Annotated in this window: 12 protein-coding genes and 1 tRNA gene; 11 read left to right on the top strand and 2 right to left on the bottom strand. The window is 40.8% G+C overall.

Going from position 1 to position 12811, the window contains the following annotated elements; translation table 11 throughout:
- Positions 1 to 3 precede the first annotated feature (3 nt).
- The 9 genes from ACWPW6_RS00590 (at position 4) to ACWPW6_RS00550 (ending at position 8449) form a co-directional block, all read left to right on the top strand.
- On the top strand, positions 4 to 1866 hold the full coding sequence (locus ACWPW6_RS00590; protein WP_249999600.1) for a phospholipase D-like domain-containing protein: 1863 nt from the start codon (positions 4 to 6) through the stop codon (positions 1864 to 1866).
- Between the two features lie 80 nt (positions 1867 to 1946).
- Complete coding sequence (locus ACWPW6_RS00585; protein ID WP_249999598.1) at positions 1947 to 2801, top strand: SEL1-like repeat protein; 855 nt, start codon at positions 1947 to 1949, stop codon at positions 2799 to 2801.
- Complete coding sequence (locus tag ACWPW6_RS00580; protein ID WP_249999596.1) at positions 2801 to 3739, top strand: SEL1-like repeat protein; 939 nt, start codon at positions 2801 to 2803, stop codon at positions 3737 to 3739. Before ACWPW6_RS00585 ends, ACWPW6_RS00580 begins: the two co-directional genes overlap by 1 nt.
- The gene (locus tag ACWPW6_RS00575) at positions 3739 to 4677 is read left to right on the top strand and encodes an SEL1-like repeat protein (protein WP_249999594.1); all 939 of its coding nucleotides are present in this window, start codon (positions 3739 to 3741) and stop codon (positions 4675 to 4677) included. Before ACWPW6_RS00580 ends, ACWPW6_RS00575 begins: the two co-directional genes overlap by 1 nt.
- Complete coding sequence (locus tag ACWPW6_RS00570) at positions 4677 to 5624, top strand: SEL1-like repeat protein (RefSeq protein ID WP_249999592.1); 948 nt, start codon at positions 4677 to 4679, stop codon at positions 5622 to 5624. Before ACWPW6_RS00575 ends, ACWPW6_RS00570 begins: the two co-directional genes overlap by 1 nt.
- A 2-nt stretch (positions 5625 to 5626) precedes the next feature.
- Positions 5627 to 6622, top strand: coding sequence for an SEL1-like repeat protein (locus ACWPW6_RS00565; protein WP_249999590.1), 996 nt, complete (start codon positions 5627 to 5629; stop codon positions 6620 to 6622).
- A gap of 12 nt (positions 6623 to 6634) precedes the next feature.
- Complete coding sequence (locus tag ACWPW6_RS00560) at positions 6635 to 6898, top strand: PAAR domain-containing protein (RefSeq protein ID WP_249999589.1); 264 nt, start codon at positions 6635 to 6637, stop codon at positions 6896 to 6898.
- On the top strand, positions 6895 to 8016 hold the full coding sequence (locus tag ACWPW6_RS00555) for a hypothetical protein (protein ID WP_249999587.1): 1122 nt from the start codon (positions 6895 to 6897) through the stop codon (positions 8014 to 8016). Before ACWPW6_RS00560 ends, ACWPW6_RS00555 begins: the two co-directional genes overlap by 4 nt.
- 118 nt (positions 8017 to 8134) lie before the next feature.
- Complete coding sequence (locus ACWPW6_RS00550; RefSeq protein WP_249999585.1) at positions 8135 to 8449, top strand: hypothetical protein; 315 nt, start codon at positions 8135 to 8137, stop codon at positions 8447 to 8449.
- Positions 8450 to 8547: 98 nt separating this feature from the next.
- Here ACWPW6_RS00550 and ACWPW6_RS00545 read toward each other — a convergent pair whose 3' ends face one another.
- Positions 8548 to 9495 carry a helix-turn-helix domain-containing protein gene (locus tag ACWPW6_RS00545; protein WP_249999583.1) on the bottom strand — a complete coding sequence of 316 codons (948 nt, stop codon included), beginning with the start codon at positions 9493 to 9495 and terminating at the stop codon, positions 8548 to 8550.
- Positions 9496 to 9639: 144 nt separating this feature from the next.
- Positions 9640 to 9734 (bottom strand) — tRNA-Sec (locus ACWPW6_RS00540).
- Positions 9735 to 9989: 255 nt separating this feature from the next.
- Here ACWPW6_RS00540 and prlC point away from each other — a divergent pair.
- Together prlC and rsmJ are read left to right on the top strand one after the other, a co-directional pair.
- On the top strand, positions 9990 to 12032 hold the full coding sequence (gene prlC, locus ACWPW6_RS00535) for an oligopeptidase A (protein ID WP_154624688.1): 2043 nt from the start codon (positions 9990 to 9992) through the stop codon (positions 12030 to 12032).
- Positions 12025 to 12789 carry a 16S rRNA (guanine(1516)-N(2))-methyltransferase RsmJ gene (rsmJ, locus tag ACWPW6_RS00530; RefSeq protein WP_196713933.1) on the top strand — a complete coding sequence of 255 codons (765 nt, stop codon included), beginning with the start codon at positions 12025 to 12027 and terminating at the stop codon, positions 12787 to 12789. The genes prlC and rsmJ overlap by 8 nt, the downstream gene beginning before the upstream one ends.
- Positions 12790 to 12811: the final 22 nt, after the last annotated feature.

The raw sequence follows: 12811 nt of genomic DNA, 5'->3' as shown, positions 1-12811 counted from the left end.
AACATGAAGAAGACCACTCAAACCATCAATATTGTCCCGCGTGTGGGAACCTGTGTTGTCTTAACGCCCCAATGGTTTGCCAGTGGCGAATACTCACCGCAACAAACTGGATTTGCGCCACTCATCAACGGTGAACGTGCGTTTAAAGCCTTAGCCTCTGCCATCGAGCAAGCCAAGCACAGCATCAATATCATTACATGGGGATTTCAATCCTCCATGTACATTACCCGCGGGGGAACCCCCAAGCGCTTAGGGGATTTACTCAAAGAAGCGGCGGAGGTTCGTAACGTCAAAGTGCGTGTTCTGGTGTGGTTTACCCAACTCGGGCAACTCACTGACCCGAATTTTCCTGGCTACGGCGCCTTTAAAACTCAGAGAACGGAAAAAGATATTTTTGGGGATTATGTCCCAGGCTATGGTGCGGACGGCGTTAAAACCAGTGTGCTGACCGATGCAGATTATGAATACGATAAAGAGTGGCATTATAACGTCAAGAAAAAGCTTATCGGCAAAGGTAATCTGATTGTTGAACACCGTGAAATGTCATGGGGTAAAGACCGAAAAGAAGCCAATCAGCGCTTTGACCAGATGAAGAATGAAAATAATAACAAAGAGCTTGATGATTTAATCGCAGCACTGAGTAAGCAAGAAAATGATGATGCGATACAACAAGCTAACGATAAATTAAAAGAGCATTATCCTGACCCTTCGTCACTTCAAAAACTCCTACTCTCAAGATACCCCACCCATCACCAAAAAGTGGTGGTGATTGATTATCAAGAGCCTGAAAATGCCGTGGGGTTTGTGATGGGACACAATATGCTTTCGGCATATTGGGATAAAGATGACCATCAAGGTATTCAGGTCAGAGCGTCCGAAGGACGGGATGGGGAAACCCCGTGGCAAGATAATTCATCCTGTGTCTGTGGTGGGGTCGTTTCCCATCTTTATCATAACTTTGTAGAAGCATGGGAAAAAAATATTGGGCCCGAGCCAGAACTCAATCAGTACAGCACCATGAGTGCGGCACAGCATTGTTTCAGCCGAGAAAAAATGAACGCGCTTAACCAGCGATTAGATTTAGACCCGAATTTTCCCTTAAAACCGACCATGGCTCAAATTTGCCGCACCCAGCCTCAAAACAACTGTTTTGAAGTGGAAACTTTGTATAACAATGCCCTGTGTTTAGCGCGTAAATATATCTACATGGAAAACCAATATTTTCGTTACCCTCCGTTTGTGGCAAAAATCAAAAAAGCCATTGAGGAACGCCAAGCTCGGGGGTATGACAAACCTCTATATCTGTTTGTGATCACCAACTCGACCGAAGAAAAGGCTTTGCAATCAGGAAGCTATATGACCTACCGCATGTTAGAAGCCCTAGGTCGTCCTGATGTGGTGCCTAATTACCACCGTAAAGCCCATCCAGAATTAGAAAAAACAGCGCCGGTAAACGCCAAACACATTGAAGGCTTAAAAGTACATGTGTGTAGCTTAGTCTCACCGAAGCCAGATCCATTAAAGCCGTCATTATGGCAACCGGTGTATGTTCACAGTAAGGTGATGATGGTGGATGATGTTTTTTTAACCCTTGGCTCCAGCAATATCAACTTGCGCAGTATGCGCTTTGACAGCGAACTCAATATTGTACTGCAAGACAGTGACCCAATAGGACTGATCCCCCCGATGCGCCGACACTTATGGCAACTGCATACAGGGATTGCAACGGACGACCCAAAACAGACCTTTGAAAAATGGGAAAAAATCATGAATACAAATAAAGAGAATAAACTAAATAATATAAAACCAGTTGCTTCTTTAATCGAATTTCTAGATGAGAACACATCATGGTCAAAATTAGACTAAGTAAATCGTTTTATCTATCTCATATATTCGTTGTTTGTATTACCACTTTTTTTCTGTTTGGTTGCGGAGCAAAAACTAAAATGAATGACAATTTAAAAAACTTTCAATTTACCTGTGTTCAAGAAAAAGATCGTTTTCCCCCTTTCGAGCCCGAAGCCGATGCGTGGTTTAAGGAAGCTCGAAATTTAGAAAAGCAGAAAGGTAAAAAAGATTATGCCCGTATTGGGACGCTATATCGTCAAGCTGCCATGAAAAATCACGTTAAAGCCATGGGGAATCTACAAGCGCTGATAGCGGCGGGTAATGTAGCCCCATCACAAGGTCAATTTAGACAGCAGGAAGTGATTGAGCTTGTTGAACGTTTAATCAAAATGGACATCCCGTTTGGTTACTTTATTATGGGCACCTATTTACAGCAAGGGTATGGCGTTGAGCAGAACTCCGAAGCCGCCTTCCAGTACATGCTTAAAGCGGCAGTGATGGGTAATCCTGATGGTCAATATGTGATAGGACAACGTTTTATGGATGCCACTAAACCACAATCTTATCGACTGGATTTAGGGCGTTCTATGTTGGCATGCTCTGCTGAGCAAGGATATGCTAATGCTGCCTACCGTCTAGGTATGAATTATTGGGTGGCAGACAATAACTATTCAAAAGCGCTTATATATTTTCAACAAGCAACTCAATATGGAGATGAACGAGGTGCTTATACATTAGCCGATGCTTTTAATACTAATGACCCAAATAATAAATTAGATTATTTAGGGCAAAAAATCGATCCTGAGCGCGTTAAGCGCTACCAGAAAATCCATGATGAATTAGATAAAAACCCCTACGCTAAATTCCCTGATATCAATAAGATTGTCCCACTACCACCAGCTGAACTCCCTGAATGGGATGGCACGTTTGAATATCAAAAAGAGCCACAATAATGCAAAGCCATATCATGAAATATAGGCAAATATTGGGTGGAATATTGATGGTCGCATGGCTATCCGGCTGTGCGACTAACACCAAAATAAATGACAATTTAAAAAACTTTCAATTTACCTGTGTGCAAGAAAAAGATCGTTTCCCTCCGTTAGATCCCGAGGCGGATACATGGTTTAAAGAGGCACGACGATTAGAAAAGCAAAAAGGTAAAAAAGATTATGCCCGTATTGGCGTGTTATATCGTCAAGCAGCTCAAAAAAATCACGTTAAAGCAATAGGAAACCTACAAGCGCTGATAGCGGCGGGGGATGTAGCCCCTGCACAAGGTCAATTTCGCCAACAAGAGGTCATTGATCTTGTAGAGCGTTTAATCAAAATGAATATCCCATTTGGTTATTTCATTATGGGCACCTATTTACAGCAAGGGTATGGCGTTGAACAAGATACTGAAGCCGCATTCCAATATATGCTTAAAGCAGCTGTGATGGGAAACCCTGATGCACAATATGTCATTGGAGAACGATTCATGGATGCCACTAAGCCACAATCTTATCGACTAGATTTAGGTCAAGCAATGCTGTCGTGCTCTGCGGAACAGGGATATACAAAAGCTGCTTATACCCTAGGAGTAAGCTATAAAAACAAAGGTAATTACTCTCGAGCACTTTATTTTTTCCAAAAATCTGCAGAATATAGCCATGAAATAGGGGCTTATAAATTAGCCAGTATTTTTAGTACAAATGACCCAAATAATGAAATCGATTATACAGGTCAACAAATCGATCCTGAACGCGTTAGACGTTATAAACTGATTGAACAAGAATTGAGTAATAATCCCTACGCTAAATTCCCTGATATCAATAAGATTGTCCCGTTGCCACCTGCTGAACTCCCTGAATGGGATGGCACGTTTGAATATCAAAAAGAGCCACAATAATGCAAAGCCATATCATGAAATATAGGCAAATATTGGGTGGAATATTGATGGTCGCATGGCTATCCGGCTGTGCGACTAACACCAAAATAAATGACAATTTAAAAAACTTTCAATTTACCTGTGTGCAAGAAAAAGATCGTTTCCCTCCGTTAGATCCCGAGGCGGATACATGGTTTAAAGAGGCACGACGATTAGAAAAGCAAAAAGGTAAAAAAGATTATGCCCGTATTGGCTCGCTGTATCGCCAAGCCGCCCAAAAAAACCATTATAAAGCGATGGGTAATTTACAAGCGCTGATAGCGGCGGGTGATGTAGCTCCAGCACAAGGGCAATTCAGGCAACAAGAGGTCATTGACCTTGTTGAACGTTTAATCAAAATGGACATCCCATTTGGCTACTTCATTATGGGCACCTATTTACAGCAAGGGTATGGCGTAGAGCAGAACTCCGAAGCCGCATTCCAATATATGCTTAAAGCGGCGGTGATGGGTAACCCTGACGGACAGTATGTGATAGGGGATGAATTAATGGATGCGACTAAGCCCCAATCTTATCGGTTGGATTTAGGTCAAGCCATGTTAGCATGCTCTGCTGAACAGGGGTATGCAAAAGCCGCTTATACCTTAGGTATTGATTATAAAATTAAAAAGAACTATTCAAGAGCACTCTATTTTTACCAAAAATCAATTGAATATGGACATGCAAGAAGTGCTTTTAAGCTATCTAATGTTTTCAGTACAAATGATCCATCCAATGAACTGGATTATTTAGGGCAAAAAATAGATCCAGAACGCGTTAAGCGCTACCAGAAAATCTATGATGAATTAGATAAAAACCCCTACGCTAAATTCCCTGATATTAATAAGATTGTCCCACTACCACCAGCTGAACTCCCTGAATGGGATGGCACGTTTGAATATCAAAAAGAGCCACAATAATGCAAAGCCATATCATGAAATATAGGCAAATATTGGGTGGAATATTGATGGTCGCATGGCTATCCGGCTGTGCGACTAACACCAAAATAAATGACAATTTAAAAAACTTTCAATTTACCTGTACGCAAGAAAAAGATCGTTTTCCCCCTTTCGAGCCCGAAGCCGATGCGTGGTTTAAGGAAGCTCGAAATTTAGAAAAGCAGAAAGGTAAAAAAGATTATGCCCGTATTGGGACGCTATATCGTCAAGCTGCCATGAAAAATCACGTTAAAGCCATGGGGAATCTACAAGCGCTGATAGCGGCGGGTAATGTAGCCCCTGCACAAGGTCAATTTCGCCAACAAGAGGTCATTGATCTTGTAGAGCGTTTAATCAAAATGAATATCCCATTTGGTTATTTCATTATGGGCACCTATTTACAGCAAGGGTATGGAGTAGAGCAAGATACCGAAGCTGCATTCCAATACATGCTGAAAGCGGCGGTGATGGGTAATCCTGATGCTCAATACGTGATAGGACAACGCTTTATGGATGCCACTAAACCACAGTACTTTCGGTTAGATTTAGGTCGCTCTATGCTAACATGCTCATCTGAGCAAGGTTATGCAAATGCAGCCTATCGTTTAGGTATGAATTATTGGGTTGCAGACAATAACTATTCTAAAGCACTTGAGTACTTTCAAAAATCCATTGAATATGGACATACAAGAGGTGCTTATAAGTTATCTAAAGTTTTCAATACAAATGACCCAAATAATCAATTAGATTATTTAGGGCAAAAAATCGATCCAGAACGCGTTAAGCGCTACCAGAAAATCCATGATGAATTAGATAAAAACCCCTACGCAAAATTCCCTGATATCAATAAGATTGTCCCATTACCACCTGCTGAATTACCGGAATGGGACGGTACGTTTGAATATAAAAAACAGGTTGAAGGACAATAATCATGACTTGTTCCTTTTTATCCTCTAACCATCTAGCCAGTCAATATGCTGTCGTCGTATTAGGTTTGCTATTGATGGGTTGTAAACCCATTGATAAAAAGGACGTCACTGTGACTCAAAAAACAGAACCCGATTTAGCCTTCACCTGTGTATATGAAAAAGACACATTGCCTCCCGTTGACGCTGAAGCCGATGTTTGGTTTAAACAAGCCCGTGAACTTGAAAAAGTCAATAAACATCAACGTGATTATGCACAAATTGGTGAGCTTTACCGTAAAGCTGCTGAGCGTAACCATCCTAAAGCGATGCTTAACTTAAGTAATTTAATTAGTTATGGCAAAGTCCCCCCAGTTGAAGGCAAAGGTCCTGCACAAGAGGTGTGGGACATTATTCAAAAAATGGCAAAATTAGACATCAGCTATGGTTATTACCAAATGGGACACTACCTCGATACAGGCTATGGAGTCGTCGCTGATCGTACTAAAGCGTTAGCTTATTTTCGTCAAGCCGCAGATTTAGGTAGCCCTGAGGCTCAATTTGTCATTGGTGATATCTTCCTTTCAAAAAGGCTAGACAATATGCAAGACAATCCAGCTTTTTTCCCTGAAATTGGCAAAAAAATGCTAGATTGTGCCGTACAGCAACAACATGGAAAGGCTGCATATTATTTAGCAACATATTATTTAGATGTAGATAAGGAGTTCGACAATGGAATGAAATATCATCAGTTAGCTGTAAGAAATGGTTATCGAGCATCAGCTTCGGCATTAGCTGAAGGTTTTAAGCCTAACGTAAAGGAAAACTCGATGTATTATATTCCTATTAAACCAGATCTCGATCGCTCCGCCCGTTATGAATCAATAGTCAAAGAAATGGATGCTTCTGACGAAACCGCCAAGTTCCCCGATATCGATAAAATCGTACCCCTCCCCCCTGCTGAACTCCCTGAGTGGGATGGCACGTTTGAGTATAAAAAACAACAGAATAATCATCAATAAAAGGAGTTTAATATGCGCGCGCTTGTTCGTTTAGGAGACAAAACAACTCATGGTGGTGAAGTGATTTCAGCATCAGGCTCTGTCATGTATGGCAAAGCCATTGCTTTAGTAGGAGACAAAGTCAATTGCCCCAAAAAAGGTCACGGCGTTAATGCGATTTTACCCGGCTCAACGCGTATTATGATATTAGGTCGTCAGGCGGCACTGAATGGCTTTCAAACCGAATGTGGTTGTACCCTTATCGCAAGCTTATCATCGTCGGGTGAACAGTCATGATGAGCTGGAAAATACCTTCCTTAAAAAATCCACCAGCTCCCAAAGCCCCTCGGTTGGCGCTTTGGGTATTCATTATGGTGCTTATCGGTGCAATCGGATTTGGTCTGAGTCTTTATTTATCCACAAATGAAATGTTATCGCCAACGACCAGCAATACAATGCTGATGATTGTGTTCGTTATTTGTCCTGCGTTTCTGGTGGGCTTTATCCGATTCTTTATTTATTCACTGGCATCTTATCGCCATCAGCAGTTTACCAATATGTTAGAGGATGCTCACCAAGAATGGCGCTATTGGGCGGGCAAGCACCTTGGGATACTCACGCATACACGATTAACTCACGTTGATGAAGATAAAGAAAGTGTTTCTTTATCTTCATTGCCAGTCAATAAAGACAATATACTGACACTAAATGCCTTGAAATCGCTTGCTTCATGGGAAAAACAAGAAACGGTGATACAAAAATTGCTTGCACCAATTGCCGAGTATTACCATCAGCATTCTCTCACTCAGCCAATTACCCTATATTGGCAAGCTGAAGATAATGAGGCTAATTGGCAGGAACTTATTAAACAGGAAGCCGAACGCTTATCATTGACGCTTGAGTCTGTTGAAGTGTTGCCACACAAGTCACTTAGTGAATGGCTATTGGCACTATACGAAAATCCCTTTGAACCCAAGTTGTACGCTATTTTAGCTTTTCAGCTAGACGCAACGGCGAGTGAGGAAGCTGCTAGTTTATTACTTGCCCCTCAAGGTATCTATGAACGGTTACGCGCGCCTATTCAAGCAAAATTCCTACGCCCAATTTCGACGGATATAGACTCTTTTTCTGAAGCATTAAAAGTGCAATGTGAATTCCAATATTCAGGGGAACAATTAGATAAAATTTGGCATAGTAGCGTGAAGGATAATGATAAAGGAAAATGTATCAAAAATTATGCGCTACAAAATGTGTCTCGTTTATCAGAACACCTTTATGACATTGATACACTTTTAGGCAAAGGCAGTGTAGCACGTCATGTCGTGGTGCTGTCGTTAGTGTGTGAATACCCACATTATAACCTTATTACTCACCAAAATGAGTCGCAACTGTTATTACAGCAAATTCAAGTTTAAAGATTAATTATCAGCATACTATTAGATTAAACAAGATTAACAGGTAATTTAGTGATTATAATCCATTAATTTTAAAAACTATTATTCTAGGTTATTTTCACTAAAAATGAGAGGTGTAATGAAAATATTACTGGTTTTAATCTTTATTGTTATAGGTATATTTAATGGTTTTATAGCACTTATTGCACCAGGAATTTCTGCGAGTGGCTCTGGATGTGGGAAAAGTTGTATGGAAAATATATCATCATTAGAAATCACAAGCTTGATATTCTTCCTGCTTGCATTAATTACAGCTTTCTTTCCTTCCGAAGGAAACATAAAAAATATTATTTCAAAAATAAAAATATATCTAAGTAGAATAAAAAATGGAGTTTTATTATTCACATTTCTTAAATTCCAATTTACAAAAAACAAGCATACGCATAAAAAATAAATAAGTCAGCTAGAACGATAAATTAATTTTCACTCCCATTCATTAACGGCATGAATAGGAGATACAAATAATGATTAAATCATCGCGATGCCAGTAAATCAAAGTCTCAAATCTGAATTATCAACGACGAAATCATCAATTTCTAATTTTTCCATTATTTTGGGTAAAACTTGATGGATCAAACGTATTCCTATCAGTATTTCATTCATATAAATATCAGGATGAATACGATTGTTATTAAAACCAAGGCTTTCAGCCTCTGCCTCACAACCTAACTCATTATGATCTTTATTCACTAAATTTAGTAGTTCAGCTCTCAAAGGTATACCTGCTTGAAATGCCTTATTTTTAACGATATTGATCCAATTTGTATAATCATTGTTCGTTTGAAAAATAAATTCACGAAGTTTTGGTGCAAAAGAAATATCGATATCCACCTTAGTGGCAGCTAGAGACAATAATTCAGATTCTATGTTAACTGCATCGGTATTATAAAGATCTAATGAATCATTCATCATTAAATCATAAATATAAGCCACATAAAATCCATATACATCATTCCATGCATTAAATATTTTTTTGATTGTAATCGTATATTGATTATCATCAAGCAAGTCATCAATTTCTTCATATTTTTCGGCATCATCAAAATCTATGTCTAGCTCTTTAGGAAATTGATCTGGTATTTTAGCTCCCATGCTAACAAAGAGCTGCATAACCTCATAAGCTAAAAGCTCAGTTTCCTCAAATAGTGGTGCTGTTACATATCCAGTTTCTACATTTTCCTGAGCTAAATCAGCCATAAATGAAATAAGTTTTTGCCATTTTTTTGCATTATCTACGCTGCCAACTAATAAAATAAATGAAGGATTTAGATCTCCAATTCCTAATTTTTGTCTAATAAGTCCCTCCATGTCCTGAGACATATACTCACCTTTCTTCCATTTACTGATTTGTGTTGATGATACATTTAAATTGTTTGCCAAGTCCTTTTGGGTACATGAAAGTAGTTTTAAAGCTAATGCAATTAAATCGTCGCTGAACATAAAACACCCATTATTTAGTAAATTTTAAATTTAATTTACTAAATTCTAATTACAGGTGCAAGCAACCACAGTGAAGTTAGTTAAACAGATTTAAGATGATGAATTAAATAGCACTATTAGAGGAAATCTGAATTATTGTAGATTTGGCGGAAGATCACAGGAGTCGAACCTGCCCGGGACTGCTGGCAGCCCCAACTGGATTTGAAATCCAGCCGCCTCACCGGAGACGACGATCTTCCTTTCTGTAGAAGCTCGATTATAGCCCGAATAGTCTGTTTTCCAAAGCTTAGTGAATAAAATAGTCACATTTATTGATAAATATTAAGCACAAAAAACGCTATCGTGTATTGAGGTTTTCATTTCCGCCCCCATATAATTTTACATATTCACAGTGGCGTGCTGCTTTCGTTAAGCTGAGGGTCAGCCGTTTAACTTATTGTCACTACAGTAAGCCTTGGCCTACGAGCGCAAGCCTGCTATCACAGGATGTTTATATGACAAACCCATTATTAACCGATTCTGTACTACCTCATTTTGCTAAAATTGAACCTGAGCATGTGTTTCCTGCGGTTCAACAAGTTCTGACTGAATATCGTCAAACTGTCGAAAATATCCTGTCAGCTAACAATCAATACACTTGGGATAACCTATGTCAGCCTCTTGAAGAAGCAAGCGATAAACTTTCCCGTGTGTGGTCACCCGTTGGGCACCTTCATTCCGTTAAAAATAGCCCAGAGCTACGTGAAGCTTATGAAAAATGTCTACCGCTGCTCTCTGAGTTTAGTACTTGGATGGGCCAACATGAGCCGCTATATCAGGCATATAAATCACTGAAAGACAGTGCTCATTTCGCTTCACTCAGCCAACCGCAGAAAAAATCAATTGAAAATACCCTACGCGATTTTGAGTTATCGGGTATTGGTCTGCCGCCTGAGAAACAACAACGCTATGGCGAAATCGTGGCACGTTTGTCAGAAATTGCCTCTAAATTCAGCAACAATGTCCTTGATGCGACAATGGGTTGGACAAAATTAATTAAAGATCAAAACGAACTGGCTGGTATGCCGGAAAGCGCTATTGCCGCAGCAAAAGCGATGGCGGAGTCCAAGGGCGAAGAAGGCTATTTACTCACCCTAGATATGCCAAGTTATTTGCCAGTGATGACTTATGCTGATAACGCGGAATTACGCCGTGAAATGAGTTATGCCTACAGCACTCGCGCATCAGATCAAGGCCCAAATGCGGGAAAATGGGATAACAGTGAACTTATCGATGAGTTGATGGCACTACGTCATGAACTTGCGCAATTACTTGGTTTTAAAAACTTTGCTGAAAAATCACTCGCAACGAAAATGGCTGAATCGCCAGAACAAGTATTGGATTTCTTAACGAATTTGGCTGATCGAGCACATCAACAAGGTAAAAATGAATTAGCAGAATTAACGGCATTCGCTAAAGAACATTATGGTGTTGAGAAGCTGGAATCTTGGGATCTCGCTTATTACAGTGAAAAACAGAAACAATACAAATTCTCTCTCAGTGATGAGCAACTGCGCCCCTATTTCCCTGAACAACGTGTGATTGAAGGCTTATTTGAAGTCGTTCATCGTATTTATGGGTTAACCGCCAAAGAGCGCAAAGACGTTGAAACATGGCATCCCGATGTGCGTTTCTTCGAACTGTATGATGATACCCATACCCTGCGCGGTAGCTTCTACCTAGACCTCTATGCACGTGAACACAAACGTGGCGGGGCATGGATGGATGATTGTGCAGGAAGAATGGTTCACAAAGATGGCTCATTGCAAAATCCTGTTGCTTATTTAACTTGTAACTTTAATAAACCACTTGGCGATAAACCTGCTCTGTTTACCCATGATGAAGTGATCACCCTATTCCATGAATTTGGTCATGGTTTGCATCATATGATGACAAAAATCGATGTGGCTGACGTTGCGGGTATTAACGGTGTGCCATGGGATGCAGTGGAACTGCCTAGTCAGTTTATGGAAAACTGGTGCTGGGAACCTGAAGCGCTAGAGTTTATTTCTGGGCATTATGAAACAGGTGAACCATTACCACGTGAAATGCTCGACAGCATGTTAGCTGCCAAAAACTATCAATCGGCAATGTTTGTACTACGCCAGTTAGAATTTGGCTTGTTTGATTTCCGTTTACACGCTGAATATGACCCTGCGAAAGGCGCGCAAGTCATGCCAACCCTTTACGCGGTCAAAGAAAAAGTTGCGGTTGTACCATCACCTGAGTGGAGCCGTTTCCCACATGCCTTTAGCCATATTTTTGCTGGAGGTTATGCGGCGGGTTATTACAGCTACCTATGGGCCGATGTATTAGCAGCCGATGCTTATTCACGCTTCGCAGAAGAAGGCATTTTTAACCGAGAAACAGGGCAATCATTCCTCGATAATATTCTGAGCCGTGGTGGCTCAGAGGAGCCAATGGTACTGTTTGAGCGTTTCCGCGGTCGTAAACCTGAATTAGATGCGATGTTGAAGAGCTATGGTATCGATGGCTGATCACATCAAGATCCAGTTGATCTGTGAAGAGGGTGCCGACCAAGGCACCCTTTCTCAACTTGCGGATAAATGGCAACTTGCTCATTGCGCTGATGCCGTTATGGCGCTCGTTCTCACGCCTGAAAACTTGCAACTACGCAAATTAGATGAACCCAAACTGGGTGGAATTTTTGTCGATTTTGTTTCTGGTGCCATGGCCCATCGACGTAAGTTTGGTGGAGGGCGTGGTGAAGCGGTAGCAAAAGCGGTTGGCATCAAAAAAGACTATTTGCCCAATGTCATTGATGCAACGGCTGGGCTTGGCCGAGATGCTTTTGTGCTCGCTGCACTAGGCTGCCATGTAAAAATGTTTGAGCGCCATCCTGTGGTTGCTGCACTTTTGGACGATGGACTGCAACGTGGCTACCAAGACAGTGAGATTGGAGAATGGCTACAACAACGCATGTCACTGATCCATGCCTCGAGTATTACTGCATTAGCAGATATCACAACATCCCCCGATGTGGTTTATCTCGATCCGATGTACCCTCATCGGCAAAAGAGTGCATTAGTCAAAAAGGAAATGCGGGTTTTTCAATCATTAGTCGGTGCTGATGAGGATGCTGACGCTTTACTTGCTCCCGCTTTAGCCTTAGCTAAACGTCGTGTCGTGGTGAAGCGACCTGATTATGCTGAGCCCCTTGCTGGTCAAAAAGCCCCTTCCGCGGTCATAACCAAAAATCATCGATTCGATATTTATCCCTGTATTAAAACATAACGACGAAGGGCGTATATTACTG

The sequence above is a fragment of the Providencia sp. Marseille-Q8014 genome (assembly GCF_965112055.1).
The sequence above is the reverse complement of the archived record's forward strand: the minus strand, read 5'-3'. Positions and strand labels throughout refer to the sequence as shown.

Coding starts and splice junctions, on each gene's coding strand:
- ACWPW6_RS00590 (WP_249999600.1), top strand. CDS start 4: ATGAAGAAGACCACTCAAACCATCAATATTGTCCCGCGTGTGGGAACC.
- ACWPW6_RS00585 (WP_249999598.1), top strand. CDS start 1,947: ATGAATGACAATTTAAAAAACTTTCAATTTACCTGTGTTCAAGAAAAA.
- ACWPW6_RS00580 (WP_249999596.1), top strand. CDS start 2,801: ATGCAAAGCCATATCATGAAATATAGGCAAATATTGGGTGGAATATTG.
- ACWPW6_RS00575 (WP_249999594.1), top strand. CDS start 3,739: ATGCAAAGCCATATCATGAAATATAGGCAAATATTGGGTGGAATATTG.
- ACWPW6_RS00570 (WP_249999592.1), top strand. CDS start 4,677: ATGCAAAGCCATATCATGAAATATAGGCAAATATTGGGTGGAATATTG.
- ACWPW6_RS00565 (WP_249999590.1), top strand. CDS start 5,627: ATGACTTGTTCCTTTTTATCCTCTAACCATCTAGCCAGTCAATATGCT.
- ACWPW6_RS00560 (WP_249999589.1), top strand. CDS start 6,635: ATGCGCGCGCTTGTTCGTTTAGGAGACAAAACAACTCATGGTGGTGAA.
- ACWPW6_RS00555 (WP_249999587.1), top strand. CDS start 6,895: ATGATGAGCTGGAAAATACCTTCCTTAAAAAATCCACCAGCTCCCAAA.
- ACWPW6_RS00550 (WP_249999585.1), top strand. CDS start 8,135: ATGAAAATATTACTGGTTTTAATCTTTATTGTTATAGGTATATTTAAT.
- ACWPW6_RS00545 (WP_249999583.1), bottom strand. CDS start 9,495: ATGTTCAGCGACGATTTAATTGCATTAGCTTTAAAACTACTTTCATGT.
- prlC (WP_154624688.1), top strand. CDS start 9,990: ATGACAAACCCATTATTAACCGATTCTGTACTACCTCATTTTGCTAAA.
- rsmJ (WP_196713933.1), top strand. CDS start 12,025: ATGGCTGATCACATCAAGATCCAGTTGATCTGTGAAGAGGGTGCCGAC.